The sequence below is a fragment of the Mesorhizobium sp. P3_A9 genome (assembly GCF_056402975.1).
The window spans coordinates 1-16,101 of record NZ_JBFUGJ010000123.1; the positions used below are offsets into that span (position 1 = coordinate 1).

Sequence of the window (16,101 nt, forward strand, 5' to 3'; positions counted from 1 at the left end):
CGTTGTCGGAAAGCCTGACATTCGTCGGCAAGGCGGTTGTCGCCTGCTTGGTCAGGCTGGTGTCGGTCTTGGCTGGCAGGCGCTTGTCCCTGGCGGCGGCAACGCGCTTGCGGCCGGCATAGTAAGGCTCGAAAGCATCCTGTATCTTAAGGCTGTCCATCCTGTCCTCCCGGGGAATCAGGGGCTAAATCTGCCAATGCCGGTTTCGTTCCCTACTGTGGCAAAGGAATGGCGAGTTCCTTACATCGACGACAGCTTTTGCAAGGCCGCGCCAGCCATGCCAAACAAGATTTGGCAGGCCAAACAAGATTTGGCAGGCCAAACAGGGCTGAACGGAGACTTGATCAGTGACCGATGAGACGAGCAGGCGCAGCTACGTGGTCGGGCAGACCGAAATCCTCGCCCGCCCGCTCGAGCCGGCGCTCTATCTGGTGGCGACCCCGATCGGCAATCTCGCCGACATCACGCTGCGCGCGCTGGAGACGCTGGCCGCCGCCGACATCGTCGCCTGCGAGGACACAAGGGTGTCGCGCGTGCTGCTCGACCGTTACGGCATCCGCCGCCGCACCACGGCCTATCACGAACACAATGCCGGCGAGGCCGGACCGAAGCTGATATCAGCCCTTCAGGCCGGCCAGAGCGTGGCGCTGATTTCCGATGCCGGCACACCGCTGGTGTCCGATCCCGGCTACCGGCTGGTCGGCGAGGCGATTGACCATGGCATTCGCGTCGTCCCGATCCCCGGYCCRTCGGCGCCGCTKGCCGCGCTGACGGCATCCGGYCTGCCGTCGGACGCCTTCCTGTTCGCTGGCTTTTTGCCGGTCAAATCAGGCCAGCGGCTGACGCGGCTGGAAGCCCTGAAAGCCGTGCCGGCAACACTGATCTTCTTCGAATCGCCGCGCCGGTTGGCCGAGTCGCTCGGCGCCATGGTCGAAGTCCTCGGCGGTGAGCGGAAGGCCGCAATCGGCCGCGAATTGACCAAGACCTTCGAGGAAATGCGCATCGGCACGCTGCGGGCGCTGGCCGACCATTATGCGGCGGCCGACACGCCGAAAGGCGAGATCGTCGTCTGCGTCGGTCCCGCCGAGGCCAAGCCGGACGAGCCGGCCGATATTGACCGGCTGCTGTTGTCGCTCGCCGCCGAAATGCCGGCCTCCAAGGCGGCGGCGGAAGCCGCCAAGATGACCGGCGGCCAGAAGCAGGCGCTCTACCGGCGGCTGCTGGAGCTCAAGGATGCCTCAGGAGAAGGCGACGGTGGCTGAGCGGCCGAGCGCCAGCCGCCAAAAGGCCTATCGGCGCGGCCATCGCGGCGAATGGCTGGCGGCGGCAGCTTTGATGCTGAAGGGCTACCGCATCCTGGCGCGCCGCCATCGCACCCGCTTCGGCGAGATCGACCTGATCGCTCGGCGCGGCGACTTGGTGCTGTTCGTCGAGGTCAAGGCGCGTCGCACGCTGATGGAGGCGATGGAAGCGATCGGCCACGAAGCGGAGCGCCGCATCGAGGGCGCCGCCGATATCTGGCTGTCGCGCCAGGCGGATTATGGAAAGCTGTCGATGCGCTTCGACATGGTCGCGGTGCTGCCGTGGCGCTGGCCGGTGCATGTCGAGAACGCGTTTTATGGGCGGAATTAGTGGGAGAGCCGTTCCTTGCTCCGCCCGTGGATGACGAAGTCGAGGAGGTCGCGGACCACTCCTCACCTCACCCCCAGATAAACAACGCCACCAGGCCGACAATCCCCACCACCAGCCGCCACCAGCCGAACAGTGAGTAGCCGTTGCGCGAGACGTAGTCGAGCAGGTAGCGGACGACCACCAAGGCCGTGATGAAGGCTGCGACGAAGCCGACGGCGATGATCGGCAGGTCGGCGCTGCTCAGCACGTTGCGGTTCTTGAACAGGTCGAAGGCAAAGGCGCCGACCATGGTCGGGATGGCGAGGAAGAACGAAAATTCCGCCGCCGCCCGCTTGTCGACGCCCAAGAGCAGCGCGCCGACGATGGTCGAACCGGAGCGCGAGGTGCCGGGGATCAGCGACAGGCACTGGAAAAGCCCGATCTGCAGGTAAAGCCGGGTCGGGAAGCGCTCGACGTCGCGGTAGACAGGTTTCAGGTTCATGCGRTCCACCRSSAGCAGGATGACRCCGCCGATGATCAGCATGATGCAGATCAGCCKTGGCGATTCGAACAGCACSGTCTTGATGAAATCATGCGCCAGCGCGCCGATGATCGCCGCCGGCAGGAAGGCAATGAGGATGCCAATGACGAAATGCCGCGTCAGCCGGTCATGCGGCAGRTCGAGCAGCATCTGCCACAGGCGGCGGAAATAGACGCTKAGRATSGCCAGGATGGCGCCGAGCTGGATCAGGATCTCGAAGGCCTTGCCGGTCGAATGGAAGCCGAGGAAATGGCCGGCGAGCAGGATATGGCCGGTCGAGGACACCGGAATGAACTCGGTCAGCCCCTCCAGCAGGCCGAGCAGCAGGGCTTCGACGATGGTCTGGCTTTCCATGGCTACCTCGGCTTTGCGCGACGGCTAACAGAACGGTTTGCTTGTCATGGCGTTGAAGTCCCCCTATAGGTCGCAACACCCTGACGGCCCGCTAACCGGGCGGCCAAGACTTACCGGTGCGCCCGGCGATTCGCCAGTGCGCTTTATCATCGCGGAACCATGCTGACGCTTTTCCATCACCCCATGTTCGCCACCTGCCGSTTCGTSCGCCTYGCCTTTGGCGAGTATGGCGAGGARCTGGCGYTGATCGAGGAAAAGCCGTGGACGCGGCGCAAGGAGTTTTTGGCGCTGAACCCGGCCGGMACSYTGCCGATCCTGCTSGCCGAGGGCGACGTGCCGATCGTCGGCGCAACCGTCATCGCTGAATATCTCGACGAGACGCGCGGCGTCTTGAAGCGCGACAAACGGCTGTTCGCCGAAGACCCGATGCAGCGCGCCGAAATCCGCCGGCTSACCGACTGGTAYCTCAMCAAGGCCGARRGCGARGTSACAAGGCATCTGGTGCGCGAACGCGTGCTGAAGCCGGTCATGCCGGAAACGGCGGGYGGCGGYTCGCCCGATTCGGSSGCCATCCGTGCGGCACGCGCCAATATCCGCCAGCACATGAAATACACCAACTGGCTGGCCGGCACCCGCCATTGGCTGGCCGGCGGCAGGGTCACCTATGCCGACCTGGCGGCCGCCGCGACGCTGTCGGTGCTCGATTATCTCGGCGAGATCGACTGGCGCGAACACCCTGCTGCGCGCGAATGGTACACGCGGGTGAAGTCGCGGCCCTCGTTTAGGCCGCTCTTGACCGACCGCGTGCGCGGCCTGTCGCCGGTGTCGCATTATGCGGACCTCGACTTCTGACGCCGCAAAACTGCGCGCGCTGATCGACGCGGAGGCGCATCGCGCCGGCTTCGATGCCGTTGCCGTCACCTCTCCCGATGCGATCCCACTGGCGCCGGCCCGGCTGGCCGAATTCGTCGCCGACGGTTTTCACGGTTCGATGGACTGGATCGCCGAGACGATCGCGCGCCGCAGTGAACCGACGGCGCTTTGGCCTGAAGTGCGGTCAATCATCGTATTGGCGATGAACTACGGACCGGACCATGATCCGCGTGCGCTGCAAGCCAAGCGCGACCGTGGTGCGATCTCGGTCTATGCGCAGAACCGCGACTACCATGAGGTGATGAAGGGGCGGCTGAAGGAAATCGCCGGCAAGATCGTCGCGCGCGCCGGCGGCGACGTGAAGGTGTTCGTCGACACCGCACCGGTGATGGAAAAGCCGCTGGCGGAAGCCGCAGGGCTCGGCTGGCAAGGAAAACACACCAATCTGGTCAGCCGCGAACACGGCTCCTGGCTGTTTCTYGGCACCATCTTTACCACGGCCGAACTTGAGCCCGACCGCGCTGAGATCGACCATTGCGGCTCCTGCCGCGCCTGCCTCGACGCCTGCCCGACCGATGCTTTCCCGGCGCCCTACCGGCTCGATGCGCGGCGCTGTATTTCGTATCTCACCATCGAGAACAAGGGGCCGATCCCGCATGAATTCCGCGAAAAGATCGGCAACCGCATCTATGGCTGCGACGATTGTCTGGCCGCCTGCCCCTGGAACAAGTTCGCGAAGACGGCTTCCGAAGCAAAACTCGCCGCGCGCGGCGATTTGCGCGAGCCGCCGCTTGCCGAACTGCTCGAACTGGACGACGCGGCCTTCCGCATCTTCCTCTCGGGTTCACCGATCAAGCGCATCGGCCGCGACCGCTTCATCCGCAAYGTGCTGATCGCCGCCGGCAATTCCGGCGAGGCCTCGTTGACCGATACCGTGCGCGCCTTGCTCAGCGACGCCTCGCCGCTGGTGCGCGGYGCGGCMRTATGGGCGCTGGCGCGGCTGGTGCCGTATGCCGAATATGCCGAAAGGGCCGCGACCGGCTTGATGACCGAGAATGATGCGGCGGTGCGTGACGAATGGCACATGGCGCGGCCAACCAGGGCACATGCATGAGCGAAAAGCAGATCTTGATCTTCGGCGCCGGCTACTCGGGCAAGGCCTTTGCCCGCGCCAACACGGAGCCCAGTACGATCTTCGGCACGACGCGTTCGCCGGAAAAATTCGCGGCGCTGCGTCAGGCTGGTATCGCCCCGCTGCTGTTCGACGGCGTTCTGACTGGTGAAATCGCCGAAGCACTGAACAAAACGACTCATCTGGTGATTTCGGTCGCCCCGGAAGAGGCCGGTGATCCCGTGTTGAGTGCCGCCCGAGAGGCGATCGCCCAAATGCCGGCGCTGGAATGGATTGGCTATCTCTCGACCGTCGGCGTCTATGGCGATTATGGCGGAGCCTGGGTCAACGAAAAGACCACGTGCCGGCCGGTATCGAAACGCTCGGTCATGCGGGTCGCGGCCGAGCAGGCGTGGCTGAAGCTCGGCGAGGAGATCGGCCAGGCTGTGGCGATCCTGCGCCTGTCCGGCATTTACGGGCCGGGCCGCAATGCGCTGGTCAACCTGGAAAACGGCACCGCGCGCCGGCTGGTCAAGCCCGACCAGGTGTTCAACCGYATCCATTGCGACGACATTGCCGGYGCGCTGTGGCATCTGGCCGAAGGCAAYACRGGYGGCATYTTCAACGTCACCGATGACGAGCCGGCGCCRCCRCAGGATGTCGTYACCTATGCCGCGTCGCTGATGGGCGTCGAGGCTCCGCCCGAAATTCCCTTCGACACCGCCCAACTTTCGCCCATGGCGCGGTCCTTCTATGGCGAGAACAAGCGTGTCGCCAATGCGGCGATCAAGGCGGCGGGCTATCGCTTTCGTTTTCCGGATTACCGCGCCGCCTTTGACCACATGTGGGCAGAAGGCGACTGGCGCGACGGCGAGGCGCGCAGTCCGATGAAGGGCTGACGATCGAAGCATTCTGCGCGGCGTGCTATGATTCGGGCTGGGATTGCGGTGGGGATCCGGTTTCATGAACTCAGCGATGCGTCCATATTTCGGCAAATCGTATCTGTTGGCGGCCGCTCTTGGTCTGCTTGGCCTGACCGGTCTCGCCGTGCAGCCGGCAATGGCCGAGGAACGGGCAAAGGACTTGTTCGGCGCCGAGAAACTGCCGGCGGCGACCGCGGCGCAGTCGATCGGCTTCTACTCCAGGGGTTGTTTTGCCGGCGGCGTCGCCATTCCCATGGATGGCCCGACCTGGGAAGTGATGCGGCCCTCGCGCAACCGCCGCTGGGGTCATCCGGCGATGATCGCTGTAGTCGAGAAATTGTCACGCGACGCGGCGGCCGATGGTTGGCCCGGCTTGCTCATAGGCGACATCTCGCAGCCGCGCGGCGGCCCGATGCTGACCGGCCACGCCTCGCACCAGATCGGGCTCGATGCCGACATCTGGCTGACGCCGATGCCCAGTCGTCCCATGTCCATGGCGCAGCGCGAATCGATCAGCGCCACCTTGATGGTCGACGAGAAGACGCATCTGGTGAAGGACGCATTGTGGAAGCCGCAGCATACCGCACTTCTGAAGCGGGCGGCGAGCTACCCGGAAGTCGAGCGCATCCTGGTCAATCCCGGAATCAAGAAAAAACTCTGCGACACCGTCAAGGGTGACCGCACCTGGCTGCGCAAGATCCGGCCGTTCTGGGGCCACGACTATCATTTCCACATGCGCATCGGCTGCCAGCCGGGYTCGCCCAACTGCAAGGCGCAGGAAGCAACGCCGGATGATGACGGTTGCGGCAAGCCGCTGGCCTGGTGGTTCACCGAGGAACCGTGGCGACCCAACAAGAACCCGGATGCGCCGAAGGCCCGCGATGTGATGACCATGGCCAACCTGCCCAAGGAATGCCGCGCCGTGCTCGACGCGCCGGGGCCGGCCTCGGCCGAGGCCGCGACCTATCACGGCGGCGCCATGCCGGTCGTGGTCGCCGCACCCGAACCGGAAGCACCGTCGCAGCCCGCCACCACGGCCAGCGGCGATTTGCCAAGCGCGGCAAATGCTTTCGCGGCAACGCCCAGAATGGGCGCGCCCGTTCCCCGGCCGAGGCCGCCCGTGAACTGATCGCCGCTGCGCCATCGATCGGCTCAATCGGTTTAGGGGGCTGTTTTTCGGGAAACAGTGGCCGTTTGGCCGCAGAAGCTCACTGCGCGCGCTGCCAGGTTCGAAAACCGTTTCCCTTTTCAAACTCATGCGCTAGTCAACGAAAGAACGGCGATACGCCGTCAGGGGCGCCGAGACGGACGAGAGCATGCCAAGCACAGGCGATGACGATACTTTGCTGCGGTTTCCGATCCTGATCGGCGACATTGGCGGCACCAATGCGCGCTTTTCGATCGTGCTCGACGCCAATTCCGAACCGASCGAGCCGCARATCGTSCAGACGGCCAATTTCAACACCATCGACGAGGCGATYCAGGCGGCSGTSCTCGACCGCTCGTCGGTSCGSCCSAATTCGGCGGTGCTGGCGGTGGCCGGSCCGGTCGACGGCGACGAGATCSAGCTCACCAACTGCCCSTGGRTCGTCAAGCCCAAACAGATGTTCGCCAATCTCGGCCTCAGCGACATCGTCGTGCTCAACGATTTCGAGGCGCAGGCGCTGGCCGTCGTTGCGCTTGGCGAAGAGCATATGGAAAAGATCGGCGGCGGCACGCCGGAGCCCAATGCCGGCCGCGTCGTGCTGGGTCCCGGTACCGGTCTCGGCGTCGCCGGGCTGATCTATGCGTTGCGCCACTGGATTCCGGTGCCCGGCGAGGGCGGCCATATGGATATCGGCCCGCGCTCGGCCCGCGACTTCCAGGTGTTCCCACATATAGAGAAGCTCGAAGGCCGCATTTCCGGCGAACAGATCCTGTGCGGGCGCGGTCTCGTCAACGTCTACCGCGCAGTGGCCAAGGCGGACGGCAAGCCGTCGCCCTTCACCACGCCGGCCGAGGTCACCGGCGCGGCATTGGCCAAGACCGATCCGGTGGCTGAGGAAGCGCTGGAGACCTTCGTCACTTGCCTCGGGCGCACCGCCGGCGATCTCGCTTTGGTGTTCATGAGCCGCGGCGGCGTGTTTTTGACCGGCGGCATCGCGCAAAAGATTGTGCCGGCGCTGAAAGCAGGCAATTTCCGCGCTGCCTTCGAGGACAAGGCGCCACACAGCGCGCTGATGCGCACCATGCCCGTCTATGTCATCACCCATCCGCTGGCGGCGCTTCTTGGCCTTGCCGCCTATGCCCGAAATCCCTCGCTGTTCGGCGTCCAGACGGCGGGCCGCCGGTGGCAGGCCTGACAGCCAGCGCGAAGCGCTCGGGTCCCCGCGACGAAGTTAATCAGGTGCGGGCATAGGCAATCCGGCCGCAGGGCGTTAAGAGGGGTGCCGAATTTGCAGCCCCGGTCCCACGAGGCGGAAAACCACAAAGCGCTCCCGATTTGACACTTCAAGCTCCCAACAAACAAAAAGCCCGGCCCGGCGAGGTCACAGCGGTGCTCCGCCGCATCCTCGCTGAAAACGGCAATGAGTATCGCTGGACCTATGTCGTCGCCGTCTCTTGCCTACTGATTGTTTCCGGGACCACTGCCTTTCTGGCGTGGATCATGGCCCCGATGATCGATGGGATATTCGTCGAGCGGCGCAGCGACGTAATCTTCTGGGTCTGCGCCGGTTTCATGGGAGCCTCCCTGTTGCGCGGCTTCGCCGGCTACGGCCAGGCGGTGGCACTGGCCAGAATCGGCAACAACCTGGTGGCGCGCTACCAGAAACGCACCTTCGACCATCTGATGAAGCTCGGCGTCAACTTCTTCAACGACACGCGTTCCGGCCGGCTGGCGGCACAGGTCAGCGAGAATGTCGGCGGCGTTCGCGACCTGCTGTCGCTGACACTGACCTCCATCAGCCGCGACGCGGTCTCGCTGGTCGCTCTCGTCGGCGTCATGATCTACCAGGACCCGGTGTTGTCGCTCAGCTCGCTGCTGATCGGACCACCGCTGATCTGGGCCGTCGTCTACATCACCCGCCGATTGCGGCGTATCAACCGGGAATCCGTGCTGATCAATTCGCGGCTGAACGGGTCCGTGCAGGAGGCCACGCAAGGCATCGCGATCGTCAAGGCCTTCACCCTGGAGGCCGAGCTGGCGCGCCGCATTGGCATCATGGCCGATACGGCCGAGCAGCGTAACAACAAGATCGCCCGCGTCGCGGAGCGGCTGTCGCCGATTTCCGAGATTCTCGGCGGTCTCGCCATTACCTCCGTAGTCGCCTATTCCGGCTACCGGGCGCTGTATCTTGGGCAGCCGCCGGGCGCGGTGTTTTCCTTCATCACCGCGCTGATCATGGCCTACGACCCGGCAAGACGCCTGGCGCGTACACAGGTGGGCATGGAACGGGCGCTGGTCAACGCGCGCATGATCTACGAGTTGCTCGACCTGGAGCCGAAACAGGGCGACGCGCCCGATGCCGTCGAGGCCAGGATCACCACCGGCGAGGTGCGCTTCGACAATGTGACGTTCGGCTACAGCGCCGACATGCCGGTGCTGAGAGATCTGAGCTTTGTCGCCGCCGCCGGCAAGGTGACGGCGATCGTCGGCGCCTCGGGTGCCGGCAAATCGACGCTGGTGGCGCTCTTGCAGCGCTTCTACGACGTCGACCAGGGCAGCATCGAGGTCGACGGCCAGGACATCTCGAAGGTGACCAAGCATTCGCTGCGGCAGTCGATCGCCTATGTGGCGCAGGCGCCTTATCTGTTCGAGGGCACGATCCGCGACAACATCCGCTACGGCCGCCTGTCGGCCACGGACGCCGACATCGAGCAGGCGGCCAAACAGGCGGCAGCCGACGAGTTCATCCGCCAGCAGCCGCAAGGCTACGATACGCCGGTCGGCGAAGGCGGCTCGACCCTCTCCGGCGGCCAGCGCCAGCGCGTGTCGATCGCCCGCGCCATCGTGCGCCAGGCACCGATCCTGCTGCTTGATGAGGCGACATCGGCGCTCGACAACGAGGCGGAGGCCCGCGTCCAGGACGCGCTGACCCATGTCATGCAAGGCCGCACGACCATCGTCATAGCGCATCGTCTGTCGACGGTGGTCAATGCCGACCGCATCATCGTGCTGGAAGAGGGACGGTTGGTCGAGGAAGGCACCCATGCSACGCTGATGGCCGACCCGSACAGCRTCTAYKCCCGCTTCCACCGSRTSCAGGGCAARAAGGGGCTGGGGCTTGTCGATGACAGCAAGCCRATCCAAACCCCGGTCCGGGCCACGCGTGCGAAGAAGACTGCTGTGAGGAGCACATGAGCGAAGCAGGCGATATGGGCTTGGTGGTGGTGGGCGCGGCCGGCCGCATGGGCCAGACGCTGATCCGCGCCATCCACACCATTCCAGGCGCCCGCGTCATCGGCGCGGTCGAGCGCGCGGATTCTCCTCATCTAGGCAAGGATGCCGGCGAACTGTCGGGTATCGGCATCATCAATGTGCCGATCAGTGACGATCCGCTGCCGGTTTTCGCCAAGGCGGATGGCGTACTCGATTTCACCACGCCGGCCTCGACGGTCGAATTCGCCGGCTACGCGGCGCAGGCGCGCATCGTCCATGTCATCGGCACGACCGGCTGTTCGGCCGACGACAATGCGAAGATCGCAGCGGCGGCGCGCCATGCGACGATCGTCAAGTCGGGCAATATGAGCCTCGGCGTCAATCTTCTGGCGGTGCTGGTCGAACAGGCGGCGCGCGCGCTCGACGCCGACGATTTCGACATCGAGATCCTCGAAATGCATCACAAGCACAAGGTCGACGCGCCGTCGGGCACCGCATTGCTGCTTGGCGAGGCCGCCGCCACCGGGCGCGGCATCGCGCTGGCCGGCAACGACGTGCGTTCACGCGACGGCCATACGGGCGTGCGAAAAGAAGGCTCGATCGGCTTTGCCACGCTGCGCGGCGGTTCGGTGGTCGGCGACCACAGCGTGATCCTGGCCGGCACCGGCGAGCGCATCACCCTGTCCCACCATGCCGAGGACCGCGCCATCTTCGCCCGCGGCGCCGTCAAGGCGGCGCTTTGGGCGCATGGCAAGAAGCCGGGACTGTATTCGATGCGGGACGTGCTCGGCCTGAGCTGAGGCGGACCATCCAAACCTCTTTGTTTTAACGCAATTCCGGACGGAAAACCGCTTCACACTTTTCCTGGAATTGCTCTTGTAGGGAGCAAAAAATGTCGAGAACCCTCGTGCTCGTGCGCCATGGCCAGAGCGAATGGAATTTGAAGAACCTGTTCACCGGCTGGCGCGATGTCGACCTGACCGAGCAGGGCCATGCCGAGGCCAAGGCCGCCGGGCAGAAACTCAAGGCGCGCGGCCTGAAGTTCGACATCGCCTTCACCTCGGCGCTGATCCGGGCGCAGAAAACCTGCCAGCACATTCTCGACGCGGTCGGCCAGAGCGACCTGAAGACGATCCGCGACCAGGCGCTCAACGAGCGCGACTATGGCGACCTCTCCGGCCTCAACAAGGACGATGCCCGCAAGAAATGGGGCGAGGAGCAGGTGCACGTCTGGCGCCGCTCCTACGACGTGCCGCCGCCCGCCGGCGAAAGCCTGAAGGACACCGGCGCCCGCGTCTGGCCCTACTATTTGCATGATATGCAGTCGCACGTGCTGCGCGGCGGCACCGTGCTGGTCGCYGCGCACGGMAATTCGCTSMGSGCGCTGATCATGGCGCTGGACGGCAARTCSGGCGAGGAGATCGTCAAGCTGGAACTCGGCACCGGCGTGCCGGTCATCTACCAGCTCAACGCCGATTCGACCGTGGCGTCGAAGGAAGTGCTGGAGGGTTGAAGGTCCTTAAGCCGGCAAGCTGCGAACGGCTTTGAAAAAAGCGCGTTGACASCYATCGCTTGCCCGCTTACATGAGCCCGCACCAGCCCAGATGGCGGAATTGGTAGACGCGCACGGTTCAGGTCCGTGTTCCGCAAGGAGTGGAGGTTCGAGTCCTCTTCTGGGCACCATTTTTTCCCGACTACCAACGGGATCAAGAAGATAAGCCTTTTCAATTCATTGCGCTCACCCCTATGTGTTACAAAGGTGTGCGACAATGCATTTCCGGCTGGTCAAACCCGTGAAACGAAAAGGCACCATCAATCAACAATTCAACCAGCGTATCCCGGCTGACGTGCGGAACCGTGCGGTGGGCGTCACGCTCCACATTCCCGTTGGCCTCCAGGTCGTAAGGAAAACGGTCACCTCTAAGGATCATGCCATCCGTGTGTCGCTGCGAGCCTCCACGCCAAGCGAAATCAAGGTGCGCCAGGCCCAAGTAGCCGGCTATTTGGAAACCGTGTGGCAAGGCCTCCGAGAGCCGCCATTGCTCTTGTCGCACAGGCAGGCCGTTGCGCTTTCCCGTGATGTCTACGCCTGGGGGTCTCTGGCGGAGATAGACCCGGACCTGTCTGACGCAGAGAGCGCCTTCACTGGAGACATCGGTGGCGGGGTCTATAAGAATGCGATGGCGAGGCTAGAGGCTGAAACGGACCCTTCAGGCCGCGACCCCGCGATGGCTACGGCCCACCAAATTCTCGTTCGTCGCGGACTTCTTAACGTCAATCCTGTGTCGGTCGAGTTGCTTGCGCGTGAAACGCTTCGCTCCCTAAAGGATGGTTTCACAAAGGCAGACCGGGAGACAGCGGGCGATTATTCGCCGGACCCGAAGGCAAGCCGGTTTCCTCCATTGGAGATTACGAATTCCACCACCACTACCACCGGGCCGGCCGCAGCGATCTCTATAACGGGGCTTGTAGAAGGCTGGTGGACTGAGGCGAAGACAGCCGGCCGGACCATCAGCACCTACGAAAGCTACAAAAGCGCAGCGGCTCGCCTAAGCGAGTTCCTTGAAAATGACGATGCGGCGGCGGTCACTCCAACTAACCTTGTAGCCTTCAAGGACCATAGGCTTGCGCAGGGTGTTAGCCCCAAGACTGTAGGTGACAGCGACATTGCCGGGCTCCGTTCCGTCTTCAAGTGGGCGGTCGCTAACCTGAAGCTGCCAAGAAACCCAGCTGAGGCCATCACTGTGACCCGACCGAAGGTTGTCCGCACACGCGACAAAGGCTTCGCCCCGGAAGAGGTCCAGGCGATCCTTGCCCACAGTCTCCATCATCACCGGAAGGGTCGAGAGTCTGACAAGTTGGTGGCCGCCAAGCGCTGGGTGCCATGGCTCTGTGCCTACTCAGGGGGTCGCCTTGGGGAGATCGTCCAGTTGCGTAAGCAGGACATCCGCAAGGAAGGCGAATACTGGGTGATGACGATTACGCCAGAGGCCGGCACTGTAAAGGATAAGGAGTTGCGGTTGGTAGTTCTACATCGCCACCTCATAGAGCAGGGCTTCGCGGACTTCGTTACGGCCGCCCCTGCCGGCTACCTCTTCCTGAAGCCACGGAAAGATGGGGAGACGAGAGGGGTGCGGAGAAGCGTAAAGAATCGCATCACGGAATTCGTGCGGGAAGTCGTCAAAGATAAGGCGGTGGCCCCCAATCACGGCTGGCGGCATCTCTTCAAGACGATTGGGCGAGAGGCAGGCATTCAGGACAGCGTGTTGGATGGCATCTGCGGCCATGCCTCCAAGACAGTGGGTGGAAGTTACGGCGGGGTGAGCCTCAAGGCTCAGGTGGAAGCGTTCGAGAAGTTCCCCGCCTTCATTGTGTCTAGCTGAGTTTCCCTCCCTCTTCGCCAATGTTCTAATGCGGCCAATACCGACGCTTAGGCGAACGCGGCCTACGCGCTGTTTCCCAGAGTTGTGTCCCGAAAAACGCATTGAAGGCTACGTAGAATGGTGACGCTGACCCAAGAAGGGATCGAAGGCAACCGCCACATGCAAGCCCTTGTTCGATTCGGGCATGTGATGATGTGCGTGAGTAACGCAGACCATTATCTTCACAGGATGGAAACTCTCAAGAGAGAAGTCACTCTGGAGAACGTGCTGGAAATTGACGGCTTGTTGTTAGCCTTCAGTGTGACTTACGGCCGTCTCTTCACGGAGGCCGCTGGAGAGTTTCCTCGGCTCGACCGCAATGCAGTCTACAAGACCGGAGAGCTGAGGACGACGCACGACCGGATCATGGAGATACGGAACAAGCGGTACGCCCATGAGGGCGCTGGGAGAGACATTGAGTTCTCTATGGGGGTCGAGCTGAAGGACAGCTTACTGACGGTGAAGCCCATCATTGCGTTCGCCATTCCGGGCCATGAGTTCCCAAGCTATCGAACGCTAATCGATGTTTTACATACGTATACCTACGAGAAGCTGCACAAGATCATTGAGAAGGCGTCTTCGGCTCTGGGGGTGAGGATAGATTTCCCGCATGGCCCCCCGCCCGCTAATAAAGTAGGACGCGACTAAGGCGCTTCGAGGCGTGGACACGATCCCGCCGCCGCTGTTGAAACGCCGGAGATTACAAAGGAGGTGGGATGGTGGACAAAGAAACAAGGAAGCTGTTTATCGTACTTGCGATCCTAACTGGTCCAGTTGCCGGAGTGATCTTCGCGTTCAAAAACTACGGTGAGACTAACCCTGTATGCCCTTCCTAGGCGGCTTGGTGACAGGACCGCTCTTTCTAGTATTTACCTACGGTTTCATTCTGAGCGGGGCATATACGGGCGGTGCACTAGCGCCTTTCACGTTTTGACGGAAGCGTACCCGGCGTTTTCGAAGTAGTTCTTGCATTCGGCTRCCTCGATGGTTTCGACGATGTGGCCGATGTGGCGCCAAGTGTCCTCGACGGTGCGTTTCTGAGCCTGGCGCATCCAGTGTTTGATCTTGGCAAAGGCCTGCTCGATCGGATTGAGGTCCGGAGAGTAGGGCGGCAGGTACCAAAGCCTGGCGCCAGCAGCCTTGATCATCTGCCTGATGGCCGCCGACTTATGACTTCCCAGGTTGTCCATGACGACGATATCGCCGGGCTTCAGCACGGTGATGAGCTGCTGCTCGACATAAGCGCGGAAGCATTGGCCGTTGATCGGTCCGTCGAAGACGCAAGGTGCCGCGAGCCGATCGCAGCGCAGCGCGCCCAGGAAGGTCAGCGTGCGCCAATGGCCGTGCGGCGCCAGGCCGCGCAGCCGCTTGCCCCTCGGCCCCCAGCCTCGCAGCGGAGCCATATTGGTCTTGATCCAGGTTTCGTCGATGAAGACCAGGCATTGCGGATCGAGACCGGTCTGCCAAGATCGCCATCGCTGACGCCTGCGGGCAATATCAGCGCGTGCCTGCTCAAGGGCGAACAGCGTTTTTTTTGAAGCTCAGGCCCTCGCGGCGCAGGAACAGCCACACCGCGTTGTGCGAGACCTTGACCCCGCGACCAGCCAACTCATCCTTCAGACCGTGCAGCGTCAGATGCGGCATCTCACGTATACGCGCCTCGATGAAGGCACGGTGCGGCTCCAGTAGCCTCTTGCGATGCCCACCCATCTTGCCCGGTGCTACCGAGCCGGTCGTCCCATGACGCTGCAACAGCTTCACAGCGGCCGAAATCGAAATGCCAAACCGTTTGGCGGCAGACCGGCGGCTTTCACCACTCAAAACCGCCGCCACAACTCGCTCGCGAAGGTCATTGGAAAGAGGTCGGGTCATCAGATGCTGGCCTCCACTCCAGCCAGCATCTTGAATCACAAAACCGACAAATCGGGAATCCCCTTCGATTCCATCAAGCCGTGAACCGCTCTAGACAAGCGGTTCAACAAGCCGAAGCCGCGAGAGACCTACGGTGGAGGATTCTATCCGCCTAACCAGTTTAAAGAGGGCCTTTCCATGGCRGGAGGGTTCGCTATCACCGCATGTTGGATGGTGCCTCTCTACTGGATGGCGATGGAACTACCTGTGATCGGAAGCCAATTGGGTTTCATGTTTAGGGACTGACCCGCTAATGCTCCGGTTCGGCCCAGCACCCTCATTACCTGAGTCGCGGACCACTTGCCTCCTCGTGAGGATTTTGCCCCCATGTCGTTTATCGTTTCGGCCATGGCGGTGAGGGTCTGACCGGCGCTCCGCAAGGGGCCTATGATCCTCATAGCCTTCTCCGCTTCGGCCTTCGCCTTCCTCTGTATCGCCTGGTTGCGCTTCATGGTCTTGTCCCGGAGACCACCCAATTGAGCCTGGCCGCCTTGAGGGCCGCCTTGGTGCGCTCCGAGATGAACTTCCGCTCCTGCTCCGCCATGGCGGCATAGAGGTGGAGCTGGAAGGGCTCCGCGTTCGGCATCTGGGCCACCCTGAGGCGAACCTTCTTGTCTTCGATGAGGGTGGCGATGAAAGCCACGTCGCGGCTCAGGCGGTCCAGCTTGGCGACCAGAAGCTCCGCCCCTGTCGCTCGCACCAGCTTGATAGCCTCCGCGAGGGCGCCTGTCGTCGCTGCCCCCCGATAGCACTCCTGGAAGCGCCCTGTGACCTCCCACGGCACCTCGGAGAACGTCTCCATGTAAAATCTTGATGTCGCGCTCTTGGGCCTCCAGGCCTAGCCCGCTGCGGCCCTGCTCCTCCGTGCTGACTCGCGTATAGACCACGTACTGCTTCATTGCCTTGCCCCGTCCGACGACTTCAGGGGGAGTCTAGGCGCCCACTCGATCCTGATAATAATCCCCACGAGGCTGAGCCGTTTGGAACGTCTGGAG

At 63.0% G+C, this 16,101-nt stretch carries 15 protein-coding genes and 1 tRNA gene; 13 read left to right on the plus strand and 3 right to left on the minus strand.

Going from position 1 to position 16,101, the window contains the following annotated elements; genetic code table 11:
* Window positions 1-347 precede the first annotated feature (347 nt).
* Window positions 348-1,262: a 16S rRNA (cytidine(1402)-2'-O)-methyltransferase gene (rsmI, locus tag AC1DX0_RS17910; RefSeq protein ID WP_477219013.1), complete on the plus strand. Its 915-nt coding sequence runs from the start codon at window positions 348-350 to the stop codon at window positions 1,260-1,262.
* Entirely contained in the window at window positions 1,234-1,632 is a 399-nt protein-coding gene (locus tag AC1DX0_RS17915; protein ID WP_477219012.1) for a YraN family protein, read from the plus strand. The genes rsmI and AC1DX0_RS17915 overlap by 29 nt, the downstream gene beginning before the upstream one ends.
* Before the next feature lie 67 nt (window positions 1,633-1,699).
* Here AC1DX0_RS17915 and AC1DX0_RS17920 read toward each other — a convergent pair whose 3' ends face one another.
* Window positions 1,700-2,506: an undecaprenyl-diphosphate phosphatase gene (locus AC1DX0_RS17920; RefSeq protein WP_477356273.1), complete on the minus strand. Its 807-nt coding sequence runs from the start codon at window positions 2,504-2,506 to the stop codon at window positions 1,700-1,702.
* Window positions 2,507-2,665: 159 nt separating this feature from the next.
* Between AC1DX0_RS17920 and AC1DX0_RS17925 the strand changes: the two genes are divergently transcribed.
* The 11 genes from AC1DX0_RS17925 (at window position 2,666) to AC1DX0_RS17975 (ending at window position 13,843) form a co-directional block, all read left to right on the plus strand.
* Window positions 2,666-3,358: a glutathione S-transferase family protein gene (locus AC1DX0_RS17925; protein ID WP_477356275.1), complete on the plus strand. Its 693-nt coding sequence runs from the start codon at window positions 2,666-2,668 to the stop codon at window positions 3,356-3,358.
* Window positions 3,339-4,493 (plus strand): tRNA epoxyqueuosine(34) reductase QueG, encoded by a 1,155-nt coding sequence (gene queG / locus AC1DX0_RS17930; protein ID WP_477356277.1) that lies wholly within the window; start codon window positions 3,339-3,341, stop codon window positions 4,491-4,493. Before AC1DX0_RS17925 ends, queG begins: the two co-directional genes overlap by 20 nt.
* Window positions 4,490-5,389 (plus strand): SDR family oxidoreductase, encoded by a 900-nt coding sequence (locus tag AC1DX0_RS17935; RefSeq protein ID WP_477219008.1) that lies wholly within the window; start codon window positions 4,490-4,492, stop codon window positions 5,387-5,389. Before queG ends, AC1DX0_RS17935 begins: the two co-directional genes overlap by 4 nt.
* Window positions 5,390-5,453: 64 nt before the next feature.
* Window positions 5,454-6,542, plus strand: coding sequence for a penicillin-insensitive murein endopeptidase (gene mepA / locus AC1DX0_RS17940; RefSeq protein WP_477219007.1), 1,089 nt, complete (start codon window positions 5,454-5,456; stop codon window positions 6,540-6,542).
* Window positions 6,543-6,729: 187 nt separating this feature from the next.
* Window positions 6,730-7,755 (plus strand): glucokinase, encoded by a 1,026-nt coding sequence (locus tag AC1DX0_RS17945; RefSeq protein WP_477356279.1) that lies wholly within the window; start codon window positions 6,730-6,732, stop codon window positions 7,753-7,755.
* A 140-nt stretch (window positions 7,756-7,895) separates the two neighbouring features.
* The gene (locus AC1DX0_RS17950) at window positions 7,896-9,755 is read left to right on the plus strand and encodes an ABC transporter ATP-binding protein (protein WP_477356281.1); all 1,860 of its coding nucleotides are present in this window, start codon (window positions 7,896-7,898) and stop codon (window positions 9,753-9,755) included.
* A complete protein-coding gene (dapB, locus tag AC1DX0_RS17955; protein WP_477219004.1) occupies window positions 9,752-10,573 on the plus strand; it encodes a 4-hydroxy-tetrahydrodipicolinate reductase in 822 nt (273 codons plus the stop codon). Before AC1DX0_RS17950 ends, dapB begins: the two co-directional genes overlap by 4 nt.
* Before the next feature lie 92 nt (window positions 10,574-10,665).
* Complete coding sequence (locus tag AC1DX0_RS17960; protein ID WP_477356283.1) at window positions 10,666-11,286, plus strand: 2,3-bisphosphoglycerate-dependent phosphoglycerate mutase; 621 nt, start codon at window positions 10,666-10,668, stop codon at window positions 11,284-11,286.
* Between the two features lie 85 nt (window positions 11,287-11,371).
* A tRNA-Leu gene (locus AC1DX0_RS17965) sits at window positions 11,372-11,456 on the plus strand.
* An 86-nt stretch (window positions 11,457-11,542) separates the two neighbouring features.
* A complete protein-coding gene (locus AC1DX0_RS17970) occupies window positions 11,543-13,156 on the plus strand; it encodes a tyrosine-type recombinase/integrase (RefSeq protein ID WP_477219002.1) in 1,614 nt (537 codons plus the stop codon).
* 117 nt (window positions 13,157-13,273) lie between these two features.
* Window positions 13,274-13,843: a hypothetical protein gene (locus AC1DX0_RS17975; protein WP_477219001.1), complete on the plus strand. Its 570-nt coding sequence runs from the start codon at window positions 13,274-13,276 to the stop codon at window positions 13,841-13,843.
* A 275-nt stretch (window positions 13,844-14,118) separates the two neighbouring features.
* Here AC1DX0_RS17975 and AC1DX0_RS17980 read toward each other — a convergent pair.
* A protein-coding gene (locus tag AC1DX0_RS17980; RefSeq protein WP_477356285.1) for an IS630 family transposase occupies window positions 14,119-15,067 on the minus strand; the annotation gives its coding sequence in 2 pieces (ribosomal slippage) (window positions 14,119-14,730 and window positions 14,732-15,067; 948 coding nt in all).
* 487 nt (window positions 15,068-15,554) lie between these two features.
* The gene (locus AC1DX0_RS17985; protein ID WP_477218999.1) at window positions 15,555-15,908 is read right to left on the minus strand and encodes a recombinase family protein; all 354 of its coding nucleotides are present in this window, start codon (window positions 15,906-15,908) and stop codon (window positions 15,555-15,557) included.
* Window positions 15,909-16,101 lie beyond the last annotated feature (193 nt).

Bases quoted from the DNA above. Each gene is read 5' to 3' on its own strand.
- AC1DX0_RS17970 (WP_477219002.1), top strand. From the start codon at position 11,543: ATGCATTTCCGGCTGGTCAAACCCGTGAAACGAAAAGGCACCATCAAT.
- AC1DX0_RS17975 (WP_477219001.1), top strand. From the start codon at position 13,274: ATGGTGACGCTGACCCAAGAAGGGATCGAAGGCAACCGCCACATGCAA.
- AC1DX0_RS17915 (WP_477219012.1), top strand. From the start codon at position 1,234: ATGCCTCAGGAGAAGGCGACGGTGGCTGAGCGGCCGAGCGCCAGCCGC.
- AC1DX0_RS17985 (WP_477218999.1), bottom strand. From the start codon at position 15,908: ATGGAGACGTTCTCCGAGGTGCCGTGGGAGGTCACAGGGCGCTTCCAG.
- dapB (WP_477219004.1), top strand. From the start codon at position 9,752: ATGAGCGAAGCAGGCGATATGGGCTTGGTGGTGGTGGGCGCGGCCGGC.